15 protein-coding genes are annotated in these 21,188 nt (G+C 64.2%); 9 read left to right on the forward strand and 6 right to left on the reverse strand.

The features are described from left to right. Positions 1–25: 25 nt before the first annotated feature. Positions 26–679, reverse strand: a complete 654-nt coding sequence (gene narL / locus L6D89_RS09110) for a two-component system response regulator NarL (protein WP_236199432.1) — start codon at positions 677–679, stop codon at positions 26–28. Continuing rightward, positions 676–2,538 carry a histidine kinase gene (locus L6D89_RS09115; RefSeq protein ID WP_236199433.1) on the reverse strand — a complete coding sequence of 621 codons (1,863 nt, stop codon included), beginning with the start codon at positions 2,536–2,538 and terminating at the stop codon, positions 676–678. Before L6D89_RS09115 ends, narL begins: the two co-directional genes overlap by 4 nt. A gap of 172 nt (positions 2,539–2,710) precedes the next feature. Here L6D89_RS09115 and L6D89_RS09120 point away from each other — a divergent pair, with 172 nt between their 5' ends. The 9 genes from L6D89_RS09120 to L6D89_RS09160 all read left to right on the forward strand — a co-directional run bounded on the left by L6D89_RS09120 (position 2,711) and on the right by L6D89_RS09160 (position 15,665). Then, positions 2,711–4,012 carry a nitrate/nitrite transporter gene (locus L6D89_RS09120; protein ID WP_236199434.1) on the forward strand — a complete coding sequence of 434 codons (1,302 nt, stop codon included), beginning with the start codon at positions 2,711–2,713 and terminating at the stop codon, positions 4,010–4,012. A gap of 12 nt (positions 4,013–4,024) precedes the next feature. After that, positions 4,025–5,431, forward strand: coding sequence for a NarK family nitrate/nitrite MFS transporter (locus tag L6D89_RS09125; protein ID WP_236199435.1), 1,407 nt, complete (start codon positions 4,025–4,027; stop codon positions 5,429–5,431). A 102-nt stretch (positions 5,432–5,533) separates the two neighbouring features. Continuing rightward, entirely contained in the window at positions 5,534–9,313 is a 3,780-nt protein-coding gene (locus L6D89_RS09130; RefSeq protein WP_236199436.1) for a nitrate reductase subunit alpha, read from the forward strand. A gap of 11 nt (positions 9,314–9,324) precedes the next feature. Next, positions 9,325–10,860 carry a nitrate reductase subunit beta gene (gene narH, locus L6D89_RS09135; protein ID WP_236174246.1) on the forward strand — a complete coding sequence of 512 codons (1,536 nt, stop codon included), beginning with the start codon at positions 9,325–9,327 and terminating at the stop codon, positions 10,858–10,860. Between the two features lie 17 nt (positions 10,861–10,877). Then, a complete protein-coding gene (gene narJ, locus L6D89_RS09140; RefSeq protein WP_236174265.1) occupies positions 10,878–11,609 on the forward strand; it encodes a nitrate reductase molybdenum cofactor assembly chaperone in 732 nt (243 codons plus the stop codon). Between the two features lie 11 nt (positions 11,610–11,620). Next, complete coding sequence (gene narI, locus L6D89_RS09145; RefSeq protein ID WP_236174245.1) at positions 11,621–12,307, forward strand: respiratory nitrate reductase subunit gamma; 687 nt, start codon at positions 11,621–11,623, stop codon at positions 12,305–12,307. Between the two features lie 103 nt (positions 12,308–12,410). Beyond that, entirely contained in the window at positions 12,411–13,229 is an 819-nt protein-coding gene (locus tag L6D89_RS09150; protein WP_236174244.1) for a peptidylprolyl isomerase, read from the forward strand. 115 nt (positions 13,230–13,344) lie between these two features. After that, positions 13,345–14,331, forward strand: coding sequence for a GTP 3',8-cyclase MoaA (gene moaA / locus L6D89_RS09155; protein WP_236174243.1), 987 nt, complete (start codon positions 13,345–13,347; stop codon positions 14,329–14,331). 539 nt (positions 14,332–14,870) lie between these two features. Next, positions 14,871–15,665, forward strand: a complete 795-nt coding sequence (locus tag L6D89_RS09160) for an ABC transporter substrate-binding protein (RefSeq protein ID WP_236174264.1) — start codon at positions 14,871–14,873, stop codon at positions 15,663–15,665. Positions 15,666–16,251: 586 nt separating this feature from the next. Here the strand turns inward: L6D89_RS09160 and L6D89_RS09165 are convergent. From L6D89_RS09165 to L6D89_RS09180, 4 genes are all read right to left on the reverse strand, one after another. Then, positions 16,252–16,875 carry a helix-turn-helix transcriptional regulator gene (locus L6D89_RS09165; protein ID WP_236199437.1) on the reverse strand — a complete coding sequence of 208 codons (624 nt, stop codon included), beginning with the start codon at positions 16,873–16,875 and terminating at the stop codon, positions 16,252–16,254. Between the two features lie 89 nt (positions 16,876–16,964). Then, positions 16,965–18,095 (reverse strand): NAD(P)/FAD-dependent oxidoreductase, encoded by a 1,131-nt coding sequence (locus L6D89_RS09170; protein WP_236199438.1) that lies wholly within the window; start codon positions 18,093–18,095, stop codon positions 16,965–16,967. A 13-nt stretch (positions 18,096–18,108) separates the two neighbouring features. Beyond that, positions 18,109–19,056, reverse strand: coding sequence for an ornithine cyclodeaminase family protein (locus tag L6D89_RS09175; protein WP_236199439.1), 948 nt, complete (start codon positions 19,054–19,056; stop codon positions 18,109–18,111). A gap of 173 nt (positions 19,057–19,229) precedes the next feature. Next, positions 19,230–21,188: a methyl-accepting chemotaxis protein gene (locus L6D89_RS09180; RefSeq protein WP_236199440.1), complete on the reverse strand. Its 1,959-nt coding sequence runs from the start codon at positions 21,186–21,188 to the stop codon at positions 19,230–19,232.

Consider the following 21,188-nt stretch of genomic DNA (forward strand, 5'->3'; position numbering starts at 1 on the left):
CTGCAGGGCGAGTTCGGCGTAGTGATCAGACCAGGTGGTTCTCCACCGCCCACACCGCCGCTTCTACGCGTGAGCGCATGCCTAGCTTGTGCAGCACGCGCTTCACATGGACCTTCACCGTGCCTTCGGTGATGTCGAGTTTGCGCGCGATCATCTTGTTGCTGTAGCCGTGGGCGAGCTGGCGGAGAATCTGCCGTTCGCGATCGGTGAGTTCCTCGATCCCCTTGGGGCGGTCATCGCCACGCAACGCCTGGGCCAGAACCTGGGTCAGCTGCGGGCTGATGGTCAACTGGCCGGTGGCGGCCTGGCGGATGTGCTCCAGCAGGCGCTCGGGGTCCATGTCCTTGAGCAGGTAGCCGTCGGCGCCGGCGCGCAGCACATTGATCACGTCGTTGCGGTCATCGGAGACGGTAAACACGACGATGCGCGCGTCCTCGCCGTTCTCGCGCATGGCGCGCAGGGTGTCGAGGCCGGTCATGCCCTTCATGTTGAGGTCCAGCAGGATCATGTCCGGCTGCAGTTCCGCAGCCATGCGCAGCGCTTCCTCGCCGCTGCCGGCTTCGCCCACGACTTCCAGGCCGTCCTCGAACTCGAGCAGTTGGACCACGCCCTTGCGCATCATCGGATGGTCGTCGACGAGCAGGATGCGTGCGCGGTCATCGGTGGGGGTGGCCGTCATGGGTGGGTCTCCGGGTACTGCGACTGGGATTTGTGGGCGAAACGAACGCTGACACGAGTGCCCTGCGGCGTGCGCGGGGCGATGCTGAAGCTGGCCTCCAGGGTCTGGCTGCGCTCACGCATGATGCTAAGCCCATAGTGCCCATTGCGGCTCTGCGCCAGGTCAAATCCCACTCCGTCATCGTCCACCGTGATGCAGACGTGGTCCTCGGCGTCCTCGGCAAGACTGACTCTAGCCTGGCTGGCGTGGGCATGGCGCACGACGTTGGAGAGTGCCTCGCGGACGATCTGCAGGATATGGATTTCCTCGTTGGGGTTGAGCGGGATGTGCGCCAGGCGGTTGTCCAGTTCGATGGCCAGGTTGCCACGCTCGGCGAACTCTTCCACGGTCTTAACCAGCGCCGCTTCCAGGCTCGACTGTTCCAGGCTCAGGCGGAAGGTGGTGAGCAGCTCGCGCAGCTGCCGGTAGGCACTGTTGAGGCCTTCGCGCAGTTCGTCGAGGGTCTCGTCGATCTTCTCCGCTGGAACGTCGCGCTTGAGCAGGGTGGCCAGGCGGCTGACCTGGATCTTCAGGTAGGACAGCGATTGCGCCAGCGAGTCGTGCAGTTCTCGGGCGATGGTGCTGCGCTCGGCGAACAGGGCCAGGCGATTTTCCTGTTCCTGCTGCAGGGACAGCGTGAAGGTGCGCGCGATGTTGTCGCAAAAACCCTCGACGAACTGCCGCTGCCAGTCTTCCAGGTGTCCGTTGGTCGTCTCGATGAACAGTTCGCCGAAGCGGTGTTCGCCAATCGATAGCGGTTGCATCAGCAGCGGGTTGATGCCCTGGCTGGGCTCGCTGCAATGGTTGGCCTGGGCACGGCAGTCGGAGCAGTTGCCCTGCAGGCAGAAACTGCCGGTGACGCCGTCGGTTGTGAGGGAGGAATAGGCACGCTCGACGCCGTCCTTGTTCAGGCACAGGGTCACCTTGCCGGCCTGCAGCACGCGTTCGAGCTGGTTCAGCAGTGGTTGCAGCGAGCGTTCGTCGTATGGGTCCTGGCCCAGGCGGCGGGCGCTGTCGTAGAGCAGCTCAAGGCGTTGGTGGCTATTGGTCAGCGCGCGGGTCTTGTCTTCTACCCGGGCTTCCAGTTCGCGGTAACTGGCCTGCAGTTCCTCGGCCATCTGGTTGAAGCGCTCGCCCAACTGGCTCAGTTCGTCCTCGCCGCTGCTGCTGACTCGTGCGTCGAGGTCGCGCTGGCCGAGCCGGCGCGCCGTGCTGGTGAGTTCTCGCAGGGGGCCAACCACGTGGAAGCTCAGGTCGTAGAGGCTGATGAAGACCACCAGCAGACTGAGAAACAGGCACAGACCCTGCACCGTGCTGAGCATCTGCGAACGCTGCTCGGCGTTGCGCTGCAGGGTGCTGACGAACCTGTCGATGTGCCCGACGAAGGTATCCAGCGACCCCAGCTCCGGCGTCTCGGAAAGGTCCAGGTTCTGCAGCTCCCGGCGCAGTTGTTCGTGTTGCTGGCGGATCGGTGCGTCGGCATCGGAGCGACGCAGCAGGCGGGTGATTTCTTCGTTGTCCAGGCGCGCGGCGAGCGTTGATTGCAGGGCCTGGCGGTTGATTGGCGATGGGTCCAGCGCCAGGCGGTAGGTGAGCATGCGCAGCGAACCGGCCTGGTTGATGACTGCCGCGTCCTGGTGCGAGTAGTCGGCGAACAGCAGGGCGCTGAACATCCCGGCCAGCGCCAGGGAAACCAGCAGGCTGAGGTAGCAGCCGAAGCGCACGACGATGGATTTGCGCAGGGAAGTGCGTCCGGCAGGCGGACTACCTACTAAGAGTCGGTCGCCGGAGGAGGGCTCAGTCCTGGACGCTGTACTCATGATTAATTCCTTAAAAAACAACGCCTTATAGGTTCATCTCGGAGATACCCCCTAAGGGGTAGCGGCGCGCATCTGCTCACGAATCACCCCTTGGGTCATTGATGAGGGTCAAGAGAGGCCAACTAGACCTTACCTAACGTGCGGGAAAAGGCTTTCAGAAGTGAGCTTAGCCATGTTATCCCACCGTCAGAAACAGTACTCCGTGCTCGGCATGAGCACACTGGCGTTCGCCGTGAACTTCGCGGTCTGGACGATGTTTTCGATCATCGGTATCCGCATCAAGGAGGAGCTGGGGCTGTCCGAAGCCCAATTCGGCCTGATGGTGGCGTTGCCGATCCTCACCGGTTCGCTGGTGCGCCTGCCGCTGGGGCTGATCACCGACCGCTTCGGCGGGCGCATCGTGTTCTTCATCCACATGCTGCTGGTGGCCATCCCGATCTACGGGCTGGCATTTGCCACGCTCTACTGGCATTACCTGGTGCTGGGCCTGTTCGTCGGCCTGGCCGGCGGCTCCTTCGCCGTGGGCATTGCCTACACCTCCTCGTGGTTCGAGAAAGAGCGCCAGGGTACCGCCATGGGTATCTTCGGCGCCGGTAACGCCGGTGCCGCGATCACCAACCTGGTGGCGCCGATGATCGTGGTCGCCTTCGGCTGGCGCATGGTCCCGCAGATCTACTCGGTGGCCATGCTGGTAACCGCGCTGCTGTTCTGGTTCTGCACCTGGACCGATCCCGCCCACGTCAAGGGCGGCGAGGCCGACCCGAGCCGTCCGCGCCCGACCCTGGCCAAGCAGCTGGCGCCGCTGGGTGAACTGCGCGTCTGGCGCTTCGGTCTGTACTACTTCTTCGTCTTCGGCGGCTTCGTCGCCCTGGCCCTGTGGTTGCCCAAGTACTACATCGCCGAGTACGGCCTGGACCTGCGCACCGCTTCCTTCATCACCATGCTGTTCACCCTGCCGTCCGGCCTGATCCGCGCCCTGGGTGGCTGGTTCAGCGACCACTACGGCGCTCGTGCGGTGAACTGGGGCGTGTTCTGGATCTGCCTGGTCTGCCTGTTCTTCCTGTCCTATCCGCCGACCACCATGACCATCCACGGCATCAAGGGGGACGTCAGCCTGGGTATCGGCCTGAACGTCTGGCTGTTCACCTTCCTGGTGTTCGTCGTGGGCATTGCCCAGGGCTTCGGCAAGGCCAGCGTGTACCGGATCATCCACGACTACTACCCGCAGAACATGGGCACCGTCGGCGGCATGGTCGGGGTCATCGGCGGCCTCGGCGGCTTCTGCCTGCCCATCCTGTTCGGCTACGCCGCTGACCACATCGGCGTGCGCTCCTCCTGCTTCATGTTGCTGTTCGGCCTGACCGTGATCTGCATGATCTGGATGCACTACGCGATCAAGCAACAGCAACGCCTCGATGGCCAGGTCCGTGTGGCCGACGTCGACGCCACTCCCATTCCTTCCAGCCACTCCTGAGGTAATGCCGTCATGGGCATGATCGCCAACCCCCAACTGAAAGCCGCCAGAGGCCCGTTACTGGTCGACTGGCGCCCCGAGGACCCCGAGTTCTGGGCGCACACCGGCAAGCGTATCGCTGCGCGCAACCTGTGGATCTCGATCCCCGCGCTGCTGCTGGCCTTCTCCGTGTGGATGATCTGGAGCACCGTAACCGTGCGCCTGAACGCCGCCGGTTTCAACTTCAGCAACGACCAACTGTTCCTGCTCGCCGCGCTGCCGTCGATTTCCGGCGCCACCCTGCGAGTGTTCTACTCCTTCATGGTGCCGGTGTTCGGCGGCCGCCGCTGGACCGCCCTGTCCACTGCATCGATGCTGATCCCCTGCATCTGGCTGGGCTTCGCCGTGCAAGACCCGAACACCCCGTACTGGGTGTTCGCGACCATCGCGCTGCTGTGCGGCTTCGGTGGCGGCAACTTCGCTTCCAGCATGTCCAACATCAGCTTCTTCTACCCGAAGAGCCAGCAGGGCACTGCCCTGGGCCTGAACGCCGGCCTGGGTAACCTGGGTGTCTCGGTGATGCAGTTCGCCGTGCCCCTGGCTGTGGCTGGCGGCATCTTCGGCGCCTTTGGTGGCGAGCCGCAGCAACTGTCGGACGGCGGTCGCCTGTTCCTGCAGAACGCTGGCTGGATCTGGGTGCCGTTCATTGCCGTGGTGTCCGTCGCCGCCTGGTTCGGCATGAACGACATCGCCGACGCCAAGGCCTCGTTCCGCGAGCAATCAGTGATCTTCAAGCGTAAGCACAACTGGCTGATGTGCTGGCTGTACGTGGCCACCTTCGGCTCGTTCATCGGCTTCTCCGCTGGCTTCGCCATGCTCAGCAAGACCCAGTTCCCGGACATCAACCCGCTGCAGTACGCCTTCCTCGGCCCGCTGGTAGGTGCCCTGAGCCGGCCGCTCGGCGGCTGGCTGGCCGACAAGTTCGGCGGCGCGCGCATCACTTTGTGGAACTACGGAGCAATGATCGCCGGCGTATTCGCAGTGATCAGCTTCCTGCCTGGCGCCAACGGGGCCGGCAGCTTCTTCGGTTTCCTTGGCTCATTCATCGCGCTGTTCTTCTTCGCTGGCATCGGCAACGGCAGCACCTTCCGGATGATCCCGGTGATCTTCCGCAACGAGTGGGCCGCACGCCTGAAACGCGGTGGCTTCAGCGAAGCCCAGGCAGCCAAGGGCGCGAGCATGGAGTCCGCCGCGGTAATCGGCTTCTCCGCCGCCATCGGCGCCTACGGCGGCTTCTTCATTCCCAAGGCTTTCGGCACCTCGCTGGCCATGACCGGCAGCGCCGAGGGCGCCCTGTACCTGTTCGTCGCGTACTACCTGAGCTGCATCGTCGCCACCTGGTGGTGGTACGCCCGCAAGGGCGCAGAGAGCCCTTGCTGACCCCCCCCTTCGGCGAATAACGCGCTGCGTTGTTCGCCGACCTGATTTGCAAGTCCTGATTTGAGTTTGAACGCCCGGCGCAGACCGGGTGAGGAGATACAGATGAGTTACCTACTCGACCGCCTGCAATTCTTCAAGAAGAAGCAAGGTGAATTCGCCGATGGTCATGGCGAAGTCAGCAACGAAAGCCGTGCCTGGGAAAACAGTTATCGGCAGCGCTGGCAGCACGACAAGATCGTGCGCTCCACCCACGGGGTGAACTGCACAGGATCGTGCTCCTGGAAAATCTACGTGAAGAACGGCCTGATCACCTGGGAGACCCAGCAGACCGACTATCCGCGTACCCGTCCTGATCTGCCCAACCACGAGCCGCGCGGCTGCCCCCGTGGCGCCAGCTACTCCTGGTACATGTACAGCGCCAACCGCCTGAAGTATCCCAAGGTGCGCAAGCCGCTGCTCAAGCTCTGGCGTGAAGCCCGTGCGACGCACAACGATCCGGTGGACGCCTGGGCCAGCATCGTCGAAGACTCGGCCAAGGCCAAAAGCTACAAGAGCGAACGCGGCCTGGGTGGTTTCATCCGTTCCAGCTGGAGCGAAGTCACCGAAATCATCGCCGCCGCCAACGTCTATACCGCCAAGACCTACGGTCCGGACCGGGTGATCGGCTTCTCGCCGATCCCGGCCATGTCCATGGTCAGCTACGCAGCCGGCGCCCGTTATCTGTCGCTGATCGGCGGCGTGTGCCTGAGCTTCTATGACTGGTACTGCGACCTTCCTCCCGCATCGCCACAAATCTGGGGCGAGCAGACCGACGTGCCGGAATCGGCCGACTGGTACAACTCCAGCTACATCATCGCCTGGGGTTCCAACGTTCCGCAGACCCGCACCCCCGACGCGCACTTCTTCACCGAAGTCCGCTACAAGGGCACCAAGACCGTGGCCGTCACTCCGGACTACTCGGAAGTGGCCAAGCTCACTGACCTCTGGCTCAATCCCAAGCAGGGCACTGACGCCGCACTGGGCATGGCCTTCGGTCACGTCATCCTCAAGGAATTCCACCTCGAGAAGCCCAGCGCCTACTTCGTCGACTATTGCCGCCAGTACACCGACATGCCAATGCTGGTGCTGCTCGAGCCGCATACCGAAGGTGTGCTCAAGCCGACCCGCTACCTGCGCGCGGCGGACCTGGCGAACAATCTCGGCCAGGACAACAACCCCGAGTGGAAGACCATCGGCCTGGACGAAATCTCCGGCGAACTGGTTTCTCCCACTGGCACCATCGGCTACCGCTGGGGCGAGTCGGGCAAATGGAATATCGAGGAGAAGGAAGGCGGCGCGAAGCGCGACACTCGCCTGGCCCTGACCCTGATCAACGGTGCGGAAAACGCCTGTGACGTCGGCTTCCCGTACTTCGCCGGCCAAGAACACCCTCACTTCAAGGGCGTGGACAACGACGAGGTGCTGGTGCGCCGCGTACCCTTCCGTGAAGTGTTCGGTGCCGACGGCCAGACCCTGCGCGTCGCCACCGTGTACGACCTGCAGATGGCCAACTACAGCGTCGATCGTGGCCTGGGTGGCCGCAACGTCGCTGCTTCCTACACTGACGCCGACGTGCCCTACACCCCGGCCTGGCAGGCACGCATCACCGGTGTACCGGCTGCCCGCGCCATCCAGGTGGCACGCGAGTTTGCCGACAGCGCCGACAAGACCCATGGCAAGGCCATGGTCATCATCGGCGCCGCGATGAACCACTGGTACCACATGGACATGAACTACCGCGCGGTCATCAACATGCTGATGATGTGCGGCTGTATCGGCCAGAGCGGTGGCGGCTGGGCACACTACGTGGGCCAGGAAAAACTCCGCCCGCAGACCGGCTGGGTCCCGCTGGCGTTCGGCACCGACTGGAGCCGCCCGCCGCGGCAGATGAACGGCACCTCCTTCTTCTACCTGCACAGTTCGCAGTGGCGTCACGAGAAGATCTCGATGCACGAGGTTCTCTCGCCGCTGGCCGACACCAAGCAGTTCCCCGAGCACGCGCTGGACTACAACATCCGTGCCGAGCGCATGGGCTGGCTGCCGTCCGCCCCGCAGCTCAATCGCAACCCGCTGCACATCGCTGCCGACGCCGAGCGCGCTGGCATCCCGGTGCAGGACTACGTGGTGCGCGAGCTCAAGGCCGGCAACCTGCGCGTGGCCAGCGAGCAACCGGATGATCCGCAGAACTTCCCGCGCAACATGTTCATCTGGCGCTCCAACCTGCTCGGTTCCTCGGGCAAGGGCCACGAGTACATGCTCAAGTACCTGCTGGGCGCGAAGAACGGCGTGATGAACGACGACCTTGGCAAGGAAGGTGGTCCGTGCCCGGGCGAAGTGGATTGGGTCGACCAGGGTGCCGAAGGCAAGCTGGACCTGGTTACTACCCTGGACTTCCGCATGTCCTCCACCTGCATGTATTCGGACATCGTCCTGCCGACCGCGACCTGGTACGAGAAGGACGACCTCAACACCTCCGACATGCACCCCTTCATCCACCCGCTGTCGGCCGCCACCGACCCTGCCTGGGAAGCCAAGAGCGACTGGGAGATCTACAAGGCGATCGCCAAGAAGTTCTCCGAGGTCTCCATCGGCCACCTGGGTGTGGAGAAGGACCTGGTCACCGTACCGCTGTTGCACGACACCGCCAACGAGCTCGCGCAGCCCTTCGGCGGCAGCGACTGGAAGAAAGGCGAGTGCGAACCGGTTCCCGGCCGCAGCATGCCGACCCTGCACGTGGTCGAGCGTGATTACCCGAACACCTACAAGAAGTTCACCTCCCTCGGCCCACTGCTGGACAAGCTGGGCAACGGCGGCAAGGGCATCGGCTGGAACACCGACAAGGAAATCAAGCTGCTCGGCGAGCTGAACCATCGCGTGACCGAGCCGGGTGTCAGCGAAGGTCGTCCGCGCATTGAGAGCGCCATCGACGCCGCCGAGGTGATCCTCGCCCTGGCGCCGGAAACCAACGGCCAGGTCGCAGTGAAGGCCTGGGAAGCGCTGTCGAAGTTCACCGGTCGCGAACATGCTCACCTGGCGCTGCCCAAGGAAGAAGAGAAGATCCGCTTCCGCGACGTCCAGGCGCAGCCGCGCAAGATCATTTCCAGCCCCACCTGGTCGGGTCTGGAAGATGAACACGTGAGCTATAACGCCGGCTACACCAACGTTCACGAGATGATCCCGTGGCGAACCCTTACCGGTCGCCAGCAGTTCTACCAGGATCACCCCTGGATGCAGGCCTTCGGCGAGGGCTTCGTCAGCTACCGGCCGCCGGTCAACACCCGCAGCACCGACAAGCTGTTCAACAAGAAGCCCAACGGCCACACCGAGATCACCCTCAACTGGATCACCCCGCACCAGAAGTGGGGCATCCACTCCACCTACAGCGACAACTTGCTGATGCTCACCCTGTCGCGTGGTGGCCCGATCATCTGGATGAGCGAGAACGACGCGAAACGCGCCGGCATCGAGGACAACGACTGGGTCGAGGTCTTCAACGCCAACGGCGCTGCAACTTGCCGCGCGGTGGTCAGCCAGCGTGTGAAGGACGGCATGGTGATGATGTACCACGCCCAGGAACGCATCGTGAACCTGCCGGGCAGCGAGACCACCGGAACCCGCGGCGGTCACCACAACTCGGTGACCCGCGTGGTGCTCAAGCCAACCCACATGATCGGTGGCTACGCCCAGCAGGCCTGGGGCTTCAACTACTACGGCACCGTCGGCTGCAACCGCGACGAATTCGTCGTGGTGCGCAAGATGAACAAGGTCGACTGGCTCGACGAGCCGGAGCACGGCGGACTGGGCGGTGACGCTCTGCCGCAACCGTTGCCCCAGGATATTTGAGGATTACTGCCATGAAAATTCGTTCGCAAGTCGGCATGGTGCTGAACCTCGACAAATGCATCGGTTGCCACACCTGCTCCATCACCTGCAAGAACGTCTGGACCAGTCGTGAAGGCGTCGAATACGCCTGGTTCAACAACGTCGAAACCAAGCCCGGCATCGGTTACCCGAAAGAGTGGGAAAACCAGGAGAAGTGGAAGGGCGGCTGGAAGCGTAACGCCGACGGCTCCATCGTTCCGCGCATCGGTGGCAAGTTCCGCGTGCTGGCGAACATCTTCGCCAACCCGGACCTGCCGGAAATCGATGACTACTACGAGCCCTTCGACTTCGACTACCAGCACCTGCACACCGCGCCCAAGGCCCAGCACCAGCCGGTCGCCCGCCCGCGTTCGCTGGTCTCCGGCCAGCGCATGGACAAGATCGAGTGGGGCCCGAACTGGGAGGAAATCCTCGGCACCGAGTTCGCCAAGCGCCGCAAGGACAAGAACTTCGACAAGATCCAGGCGGACATCTACGGTGAGTACGAAAACACCTTCATGATGTACCTGCCGCGCCTGTGTGAGCATTGCCTGAACCCGGCGTGCGTGGCGTCGTGCCCGAGCGGCGCGATCTACAAGCGCGAGGAAGACGGCATCGTCCTCATTGACCAGGACAAGTGCCGCGGCTGGCGCATGTGCATCAGTGGCTGCCCGTACAAGAAGATCTACTTCAACTGGAAGAGTGGCAAATCCGAGAAGTGCATCTTCTGCTACCCGCGCATCGAGGCCGGTCAGCCGACCGTCTGCTCGGAAACCTGCGTAGGCCGCATCCGCTACCTCGGCGTGCTGCTGTATGACGCCGACCGCATCCACGAAGTGGCTACCTGCGAGAACGAGCGCGAGCTGTACCAGAAGCAACTGGAAATCTTCCTCGACCCGTTCGACCCGAAAGTGATCGAGCAGGCTCGCAAGGATGGCGTCCCGGACAGCGTCATCGAGTCCGCGCAGAAGTCCCCGGTGTACAAGCTGGCCATGGACTGGAAACTGGCCCTGCCGCTGCACCCGGAATACCGCACGCTGCCGATGGTGTGGTACGTGCCGCCGCTGTCGCCGATCCAGAACGCCGCATCGGAAGGCCATATCGGTAGCGATGGGGTGATCCCGGATGTCGAGTCCCTGCGCATCCCCGTGCAGTACCTGGCCAACCTGCTGACCGCTGGCGATACCGCTCCGGTGCTGCTGGCCCTCAAGCGCCTGCTGGCGATGCGCGCCTACAAGCGCTCCGAGCATGTGGAAGGCAAGCAGGACCTGGACGTGCTCGCCAAGGTCGGTCTCACCGTGAACCAGGTGGAAGAGATGTATCGCTACCTGGCAATTGCCAACTACGAAGATCGCTTCGTCATCCCCAGCGCGCACCGCGAGGAAGCGCTGTCGGATGCCTTTGCCGAACGTTCGGGCTGCGGCTTCAGCTTTGGCAATGGTTGCTCCAGCAACTCCGGCGTCAACCTCTTCGGCGGCAAGGCAACGGACAAGCGCAACGTCATCCAGACCGTGCAGATACAGGAGTGACGACCATGCCCATCTCAATGGAAAGTCACAGCCAACTGCTCAAGCTCAGCGCGCTGATGCTCGACTACCCTCGCGTCGAACTGCGCGAGGAAAGCCTGGCGCTGCACGCACTGATTCGCACCTGCGACCTCCCTGAGGCGCAGCGCGACGGTCTTGCCGTACTGCTCAACGAGCTCTGCAAGGGCGACATCCTCGACGTGCAGGCTCGTTACGACGGCCTGTTCGAGCGCGGTCGCTCGGTCTCGCTGCTGCTCTTCGAACACGTGCACGGCGAAAGTCGTGACCGTGGCCAGGCGATGGTCGACCTGATGGACCGCTATACCCAGGCGGGCCTGGTCATCGACGTCAACGAGCTGCCGGACTACCTGCCGCTGTACCTGGAGTTCCTCGCTCTGCAGGACGCCGAGGCGGCTCGCACCGGCCTGGCCGAAGTCGCGCACATCCTCGCGCTGATCGCCTTGCGCCTGGAAGAGCGTGGTAGCAGCTATGCCGCGGTATTCCACAGCCTGCTGTCGTTGTCCGGCGAGCAGCCGGACCTTGGTGCGCTCAAGCGCGACCGCGAGCAGGAAGTGCGCGACGACAGCCTGGAAGCCATTGACAAGGCCTGGGAGGAAACCCCGGTGAGCTTTACCGAGCCCGCCGTTGGTTGCCCGTCTACCAGCGCCCGGCGGATTTCCTCCGCCGCAGAACAACCCATGCAGTGGGTCGCCCAGCCGGTGCCGCAGATGCAGTACCGGGCGACCAGATAAGGAGTCTGAACATGTCCCTCGATCTTCTAGCGTTCGGGATCTATCCCTACGTTGCGCTTGCCATCTGCCTGATCGGCAGCTGGGCGCGCTTCGACCTGTCGCAATACACCTGGAAAGCCGGCTCCAGCCAGATGCTGAGCAAGAAGGGTATGCGGGTCTACAGCAACCTGTTCCACATCGGTGTGCTGTTCATCCTCGCCGGCCACTTCGTCGGCCTGCTGACCCCGCATGCCGTCTACGAGCACCTGATCAGCACCGAGCAGAAGCAACTGCTGGCAATGGTCTCCGGCGGTTTCTTCGGCATCCTCTGCTTCATCGGCCTGACCGGACTGATCCTGCGCCGCCTGACCAACGAACGCGTGCGCGCCACCGGCAACGCGTCGGACCTGATGATCCTGCTGGTGCTCTATGCCCAACTGATCCTCGGCCTGTCCACCATCGTCGCGTCGACCCATCACCTGGATGGTTCGGTGATGGTCATGCTCGCCAACTGGGCGCAGTCCATCGTCACTTTCCAACCGATGGCCGCTGCCGAAGCGATCGCGCCGGTATCGTTGGTCTACAAGCTGCACGTGACCCTCGGCCTGACCCTCTTCGTGCTGTTCCCCTTCACCCGCCTGGTGCACATCGTCAGCGCCCCTGTGTGGTACTTCGGCCGCCGCTACCAGGTGGTCCGTACCAAGCGTCGCGCAGCGTGAAGAAGCGGCGGATAACGCTCGCGCGTTATTCGCCCTACCAAACCTCGAACCCGTAGGGTGCATAACGCCACCGGCGTTATCCGCCATCCGGAGGTAAGCGAAAATGAGTTGCTCCCACTACGAAGCCAAGGTCGAACACGTCGAGCTGCCGAAGATCGAAGTCAACGGCGTCGCCATCGCCGAGGACGAGCTGGCCCGCGAGCTGCAATACCATCCCGCTTCCAGCCACGCCGAGGCGCTGTACTCCGCCTGCCGTGCGCTGGTCGTGCGCCAGTTGCTGGTGCAACGCGCCGACGCGCTGGGGCTTGTGGCCGACGCGGAGGAGGGCGAGGCCCCGGAAGAGGCGCGCATCCGCGCCCTGATCGACCGTGAGGTCGGCGTGCCCGAAGCTGACGAAGCCAGCTGCCGCCAATGGTACGAAGCCAACCCCAGCCGCCTGACTGCGCCCTGGCGCATGCGCCTGCGCCACGTGTTGCTGGGTTGCGCGCCGGACGACCTGGAAGGCCGCGCCAAGGCCCGCGAACAGGCCGAGGAACTGCTCGCCGAACTGCGTGCACATCCCGAGCGTTTCGCCGAGAAAGCCATGCGCTTCTCCGATTGCCCATCCAAGGACGACGGCGGTGATCTGGGCTGGATCGAGCCGGGGCAGACCGTCCCCGAGTTCGAGAAACGCCTGCTGCAACAACAACCCGGCCTGCTCGCTCATCCGCTGGAGAGTCGCTACGGCCTGCACGTGGTCGAGCTGATCGAGCGCGATGGTGGCGAGCCACTGGAGTTTGCCGAGGCGCGCCCGCGCATCGCCGCCTACTTGCGCGCCCAGGTGCTGCAGCGCGCAGTCAGCCAGTACATCAGCGTGCTGGCCGGCGAGGCGAAGATTGAGGGCTTTCTCTTCGATAGCGCAGAGTCGCCGCTGGTGCAGTGAACCGGTTCCGGACCCCTCTCTCCCGATTCCTCCCCCGGAGGAGAGAGGGGCTTCGGAAACGGCCATGAATATCGGCCCTCGTCGTGGATGACGAAGGCCGGCCGGAGTGAACACCATGTCCGAATGGATCGACGGCCAGGGTCGCAAGATCGACTATCTGCGCTTGTCCGTAACCGATCGCTGCGATTTCCGCTGCGTCTACTGCATGTCGGAGAACATGCGCTTCCTGCCGCGCCAGCAGGTGCTCACCCTGGAAGAGATCGAAAGGGTGGCGCGCCTCTTCGTCGAGCGCGGGGTCAAGAAGCTGCGCCTCACCGGCGGCGAGCCGCTGGTGCGCCCCGGCATCGTCCATCTCTGCGAGCGCCTTGCCGCACTGCCAGGGTTGCGTGAACTGTGCATGACCAGCAACGGCTCCCAGCTGGTTCGGTTGGCTGGTGATCTGCGCGCCGCCGGTCTGACACGCCTGAACATCAGTCTCGACACCCTCGATGCCGAGCGTTTTGCCGCTATCACCCGCACCGGGCGCCTGGAACAGGTACTGCGCGGTATCGACGCCGCGCAGAATGCCGGTTTCGAGCACATCAAGCTCAACTGCGTGGTGATGAAAGGCCGCAATGCCGACGAGGTCCCAGCGTTGGTGGACTATGCCATCGCCCATGGGCTGGACATCAGCTTCATCGAAGAAATGCCCCTGGGCCAGGTGGGACGTGAGCGCGAAGAAAGCTTCTGCTCCAGCGACGAAGTCCGCGCACTGATTGCCGAGCGTCACGAACTGCTCGACAGTGCCGAACACAGCGGTGGCCCGGCGCGCTACGTGCGCCTGGCGCAACATCCGAATACGCGCATCGGCTTCATCTCGCCGCACTCGCATAATTTCTGCTCGACCTGCAATCGCCTGCGCCTGACTGCCGAAGGGCGCCTGCTGCTGTGTCTGGGCCATGAGAACTCCCTGGATCTGCGCGGTCTCCTGCGTCGTCACCCTGTGCATGACGAACCGATCCTGGAAGCCCTCCGTAGCGCCCTGCAACGCAAGCCTGCCCGCCATGAGTTCAGCGTCGGCGATGTGCAGGTGCTGCGCTTCATGAACCTCAGCGGCGGCTGAAGCCAACCTCCCTCGGCGGGCACCTTGCCCGCCTTTTGCCTTGCCTGCCTATCTCGCAGAAACGGCGGATGACGATGTGGTCATCCGCCGTTTCTGTATCTTTTCGCCGGACAAAAGAAAAGCCCCTGCGACATGAGCGTATCGCGGGGGCTTCGGGCATTTGCCTAAGGTATAACCGTGGAAGCTACGGTAAATCATGCGAAAGAATCGTTTCGAATCCTCCTCGGATCGCTTCAGAACGCTTCCAGACTAAGGCGGGAGCCTGGCGCGCGACATTCCTCCGAAGGAGTAGCGAGTGGTGCGCAAAGGGGAGTGCGCTGTGCGGTCGCAGGACGATTGACGTTGTGTACTTTTTAGTCCAGATTGGATTTTAAGTTTACGCGCCAGCGCGCGTGGACGAACGATAACAAGCTGGTCGCCTGGGTCAGGGCAAGGCAATGCCGCTGCGACGTGTCACGTTGCGCCCCTGGACGAATCACAAGATGCCGATACTTCTCTGCCAAGACGCAGCGGCCGGCCGCCCGGCCCTGCCACCGAACATGCCACGGAGTTCATCGATGAATCGCAAAGCCCTGCTGGGCGGCCTGATGCTGGCCGCTTTCGCCACCCTCTCCCATGCCGACGACAAGCCGCTGCGCATCGGCATCGAAGCGGCATACCCGCCCTTCGCCTACAAGACTCCCGAAGGCGGCATCGCCGGCTTCGACTACGACATCGGCAATGCGCTGTGTGAAGAAATGAAGCGCAAGTGCCAGTGGGTCGAGCAGGAATACGATGGCCTGATTCCCTCGCTGAAGGTGCGCAAGATCGATGCCGCGCTGTCCTCGATCACCATCACCGAGGAGCGCAAGCATTCGGTGGACTTCACCCACAAGTACTACTTCACCCCAGGCCGCCTGGTGATGAAGGAAGGCTCGCAGCTGGACGAGCAGTTCAGCCAGCTCAAGGGCAAGAACATCGGCGTGCAGCGCGGCTCCACTGCTGACCGCTTCGCCACCGAGGTACTCGGCAAGGCCGGCGCCAACGTGGTGCGCTACACCAGCCAGGACGAGATCTACCTGGATCTGCTGGCCGGTCGCCTGGACGGTACTTTCGCAGACTCCATCCCGCTGGAGATCGGCTTCCTGGAAACCCCGCGCGGCAAGGGCTTCGCCTTCATCGGTCCGGAATTCAAGGACCCGAAATACTTCGGCGAAGGCGCCGGCATCGCGGTGCGCAAGGGCAACACCGAACTGGTCGGCCAACTCAACGCCGCCATCGACGCGCTGCGTGCCAATGGCAAGTACAAGGAAATCGAAGGCAAGTACTTCAAGAGCGATATCTACGGGGACTGATCTTTTCGTCGAGTCCTGGAAAAGGCCGCCTTCGGGCGGCCTTCTTGCTTTTCGTAGGAGCGAGTTTGCTCGCGAACCTCACTCTGCCGCCGCTTCAGACCCGCTTTCGTAGGATGGGTGGAGTGAAGCGATACCCATGCTGTCCCGCACACTGGCTCTTGCCGGGGATGGTGTTTCGCGCCGCTTCGGCGTGTTCGGAGATTTCTTGTTTCGCCCCTCGGGCGAGTCCCTTTTGTCAAACGCCACAAAAGGAACCAAAAAGTCTTGCCCCGGACATCCGGTTTTTCGCTTGGGGCGAAAAATACCCTCGCTGAAGCGAAGTTTCAGGGGCCCGCGGCGAAGGGCCATCCCTGGCCCATCGCCGCTCTCGCGACATCCATGTCGCTCAACCACTGAAACTCCGCTTCAACGATGCCTCCTGAACGGGGCATTCGGCGCGTGCGGACGTTTCTCTGGAAGATTTTTAAAAGCCAAAGTGAGGTTCGCGAGCAAGCTCGCTCCTACGAAGAGCGCACCGCGCATTACGCAAGACTGTAGGAGCGAGCTTGCTCGCGAACCGGAGCGAAAAGCGCGCGAAGAAGTCGGCTCACACCTCCTCCTTCAACTCCTTCAGGTGCTTGTACACCGTCGCCCGGCCCATGTTCAGCACGTTGGCCACATAGTTCGCCGCGCTCTTGCCCTTGAATGCACCTTCGGCGTGCAGGGCCAGGACCAGTTCGCGCTTGTGGTCGCGGCTGAGGGTGGACAGGCTCAGCTGGCGCTGCTGCAGCCAACCATGCAGGAAGGTATTGATGCGCTCCTGCCAGTCGTCGCGGAACAGCGCGTCCGGCTGCGGGATGACCTTGCTGGAGGAGAGGAACAGGTCCAGCGCCGCCTTGGCGGTCTCGAACAGCGTGATGTTGAGGTTGATGCACAGCACCGCCAGCGGCTCGCCCCTGGCATCGCGCAGCACGCTGCTGATGGAGCGAATCTTCTGGCCATCCCAGTTGAGCTTCTCGTAGGGGCCGATGTTGCGCTCCTCACTGCCGCCTTCGAGCATGTCCTCCAGCGCGGAATCATCGCCGATCTCGCGCTTGGAAATGTTGTTCGCCAGGTAGGCCACGCGCTGGTTACGCAGGTCGTGGATGACCACTTCGGCGTGGGGGAAGAACAGCGCGGCGATGGCATCGGCGATGGCCTTGTAGTTGTCCAGCGGATCAGCAGCGGTCATGGGCAAGGCTCTCGGGGCGATGAGACGGGCGATGGAGCGGGCGCTGGCGAGTGTGCCGCAAGCGCCCGCGGGCTGTCACGGGCGGCGGCTCACTTGGCCAGCAGGCGTGCCGGGGAGAGCATCTCGGCAGTCAGGCCGTGGCGAGTCAGGTGCTCGGGCAGCGCTGCATGGCGGATCAGCGCGGCGCTGGCTTCACCCATCGCTGCCGAGGTCTGGATGCCGTAGCCGCCCTGGCCGGCGACCCAATAGAGGCCCGGCGTGGCCGGGTCGTAGCCGGATACCAGGTCGCCGTCGGCGAAGAACGAGCGCAGGCCGGCCCAGGTGTGGCTCGGACGGCGGATGCTGAGGGTGGTGTGTTCCTCGATCTGGTAGATGCCCATTGCGATATCCAGCTCTTCGGGCTGCACGTCGTGGGGTTCCACCGGGTCGGCGTTGGCCGGCGAGCCGAGCAGCATGCCGGCATCGGGCTTGAAGTAGAAGGATTCGTCCAGGCTCACCAGCACCGGCCAGGCGTGGCTGTCCACGCCCTCCGGCGGGCTGAACAGGAAGGCAGCGCGGCGCTTGGGGACCAGGCCCAGTGGGGCGGCACCGGCCAGCTCGGCGATCTTGTCGGACCAACTGCCAGCAGCGTTGACCAGTACGGGGGCGCGGTAGGTCTGCTGCGCGCAGCGCACTTCCCAGGCACCATCGATGCGGCTGATTTCCAGTGCTTCGCTGTCCAGTTGCACGCTGCCGCCATTGCGGCGTATGCCGCGCAGGTAGCCTTGCAGCAGGCCGTCGGTGTCAATGTCGGCGGCGCTGGGGTCGAGCATTGCGCCGTGGACTTTCTCGCGGCGCAGCACGGGGACGATGGCGCAGGCTTCGTCGGCATCCAGCAGGCGCATTTCCGGCACGCTGTCGCGGGCACTCTGGTACTGACGCTGGAGCTCTTCCGGGTTGCCTTCGAAGTCCACGGTCATCTCGCCGCGCGGGGTGAGGATCGGGTGTTCGACGAAGCCTTCCGGCGGATTGTCGAAGAAGGCACGGCTGGCGGCGGTCAGGGCTCGGACCTGCGGTGTGCCGTAGGCGACGGTGTAGAGCGCCGCCGAGCGACCGGTGGAGTGGTAGCCGGCGTGGGACTCGCGCTCCAGCACGGCGACCTTGCCTTGGCGGGAGAGGAAGTAGCCGGTGGAGGCGCCGGCGATACCGCCGCCGATGATGAGGAAGTCGACTTCGATCATGTTCGTCTCCGCCTCAGGCGTGCTTGGTCTGGAGATGGTAGAGCGCATTGGCCAGGGCGACGTCTTCCAGGCCCAGGCCGATGGAGCGGAAGAAGGCGTGGCGCTGGTAGTCCGGCTTGGCCGCCTGGCCGCTGACCAGTTCCGGCAGGTCACCGCTGATGGCGCCGTCCCAGCCGTGCTCGTCGCGAGCCAGGCGCATCTCGCCAGCGGAGGCCGGGGTGGTGGCGCGGTAGTCACAGTACACCTGCATTTGCGCGAGCGACTGCGGCGGCACTTCGTGGGCACGGGCGACGTTGGTGCTGATGGAGGTGATCAGCGCGGGTTTGCTGAGGATCGCCGGGTCGAGCACCGGGGTTCCGGAGGAGGTGCACAGCAGCACCACATCCGCGTCGGCCACCGCGGCTTCGACACTGGTAGCGGGTTCAGCGCGGCAATCGATGCTACCGAACTGCGCCAGTACGCCGGCGTTGAGGTTCGGCGAGTAGACGCGGATGCTCTGCCAGTCACGCAGGCCGGCGACGTAGCGCAGATGCGCACGAGCGACCGGGCCGCTGCCGATGATGGCCAGGCGTTTGGCGTCCGGGCGGGCCAGTTCCTGCACCGCCAGGGCGGTGGTGGCAGCGGTGCGCGCGGTGGTCAGGCTGCCGGCGTCGCACAGCAGCAGCGGCTGGCCGCTCTCCATGGACATCAGCAGGCTCCACGCGGTGACCAGCGACTTGGGCTGGCGCACGATGTACGGCGAGGTCTTCACGCCGTAGACCTTCTGCGAGGCCAGCACGCCCAGGTAGTTGATGAAGTCGCCGCCGCCGTTGGGGAATTCCACCAGTTGCTGCGCGGGCTGCACGGCGCTGCCAGCGGCCAGTTCGACGAACATCTCGCGCATGGCCTGGAGCACATCGACCTGTTCGAGCAGGCGTTCGGCGTCGGCCTGGTTGAGGGTGAAGGGCGTGGCGGCGGACATGGCGAAGCTCCAGATGTGGATTTATTTTTCCATTCTGGACTCTATTGTCTTTATCGACAAGCGCGGGTGGTCGGATGGGCTACCCCTGTAGGAGCGAGCTTGCTCGCGAACGCATTTTGCCGGAGGTTCCGGTGCCGCGCGGTTCGCGAGCAAGCTCGCTCCTACAGGGGGCGTTACAGCTTGAACTGCGCCACCAGCTCTTCCTGGCTGCCGGCCACGCGGCGCAGGTGTTCGCCGCAGTCGCGGGTGTGCGCGGCGGTCTTGCGGTTTTCCACGGTCATGTCGCTCAGGCGGTGCATGTGCTGGTTCACTTCCTGGGTCGTCGCGGCCTGCTGTTCGGCGGCGGCAGCGATCTGGAAGGCCATGGCGTGCACACCCTGCAGGGACTCATCGAGCGCGCCGAGGGCTTCCAGCACGGCCTGGGTGTCGTGCTCCAGGGTGTGGGCCTGTTCGCTGGCACCGTGCATGCTCGACTGTGCCTGGACGGACGAGTCGCCCAGGCTGCCGACGATGGCGACGATCTCGTCGGTGGCGCTGCGGGTGCGCTGGGCGAGGCTGCGTACCTCGTCGGCGACCACGGCGAAACCACGGCCCGCTTCGCCGGCACGGGCGGCCTCGATAGCAGCATTGAGGGCGAGCAGGTTGGTCTGTTCGGCGATCGAGCGGATCACGTCCAGCACGGAGCCGATCTGCTGGCTTTCGCCGGCCAGGGTCTGCACCACGCCGTCAGCCTGGCGCAGGCCGACCAGCAGTTGGTCCTGACGGCCGATCATGTGCTGCAGGGTGCCCTGCATGGCGACGAAGGCCTGGCGCGCGGCGGCGCTGCCGTCGGCACTGCGGCTGGCGCTGCCGGCGATTTCCTGCACGGTGGCGGCCATCTGGTCGACGGCACTGACCACCATTTCCAGCGCTTCCTGTTGCTGGTCGAGGTGATTGCTGGTGCGTCCGGCGGCGTCGAGGATGTCGCCGCTGGCGTCGCCTACCGCTTCGCTGGCCTGGCGCAGGCGCTCGACGACCTGGCGCCAGGCGCTGGTCATCTCGCGCAGCGCCTGCATCAGGCCACTGCTGGCGCTGGCGTCATCGCTCAAGCGCAGCTCGCCACTGGCCAGGCGCTGGGCCAGCGCCGCCATGCTGGCCGGTTCACCGCCCAGCGGGCGCATTACGCTGCGGCTGACCAGCCAGGTGCCGGTGGCCACCCCCACCAGGGTCAGCAGGCCGAGCACGAGGATCTGCCACATCAGCTTGCGCACCGGGGCGAAGGCCTGGGCCTGATCCATCTCCGCCACCAGCGCCCAGTGCAGGCCGTCGAGGTTCAGCGGGACGAAGGACTTCAGCGCCGGTTCGTTGCTCAGGCCGGCCTCGGTGAGCCGGCCCTGTTCACCGGCCAGGGCTTTGGCGATGGCCTCGCCGGGCATGGGAGCGGGGCTTTCCTTGTCGCGGCGCACGTGGTGATCAGCGAAGCGCACCGAATCCGAGCGCAGGCTGCCGTCGCCGCCCACCAGGTAGGTTTCCCCGGCTTCGCCCAGGCCCTGGCGGTTCTGCATCACTTCGTTGATCGCCGCCAGCGGCAGTTCCAGCACCAGCAGCAGTTGCAGCTTGCCGTTGTCCTTGATCGGTGCGGCCAGCCATTGCACCGGCTGCTGGTCGTTGGGCGCCTGCTCCAGGTCGCTGATGCTGGCCTTGCCGCTGTCCAGCGCGGTGCGGATGAATTTGCCGAAAGCGGTGTCGCGCCATTGCGGATCACCGATGTTCTGCTGGTAGTCGACGCCGCGGCCGAGGCTGAACACCACCTTGCCGTCACCGGCCACCAGGCGCAGCTCGCGGTAGCCGAAGGTCTTGATAAAGTTCTCGAACACCGGGCGGTCGTAGTTGGCGGTGGTGACCAGGGATTCGCTGTCCAGCCCGGCGTAGTTGCTGCCCAGGTTGGTGGCGAGGCTGCTGAGCTGGTCGTTGCGGGCCTTCCAGGCGTCCATCAACTGCCGCTGCTTGATGCTGGCGACCGCCTCCAGGGCATTCAGGCTTTGTTCTTCGAGGGCTCGGCTGGCCTGGAGATAGACCACGATGGCCATCACCAGTACGGGGATCAGGCCGACCGAGAGGAAACTCAGAGCAAGTTTGGCGCGCAAGGGCAT

The sequence above is a fragment of the Pseudomonas pseudonitroreducens genome (assembly GCF_021603645.1).
Lineage (GTDB): Bacteria > Pseudomonadota > Gammaproteobacteria > Pseudomonadales > Pseudomonadaceae > Pseudomonas > Pseudomonas pseudonitroreducens.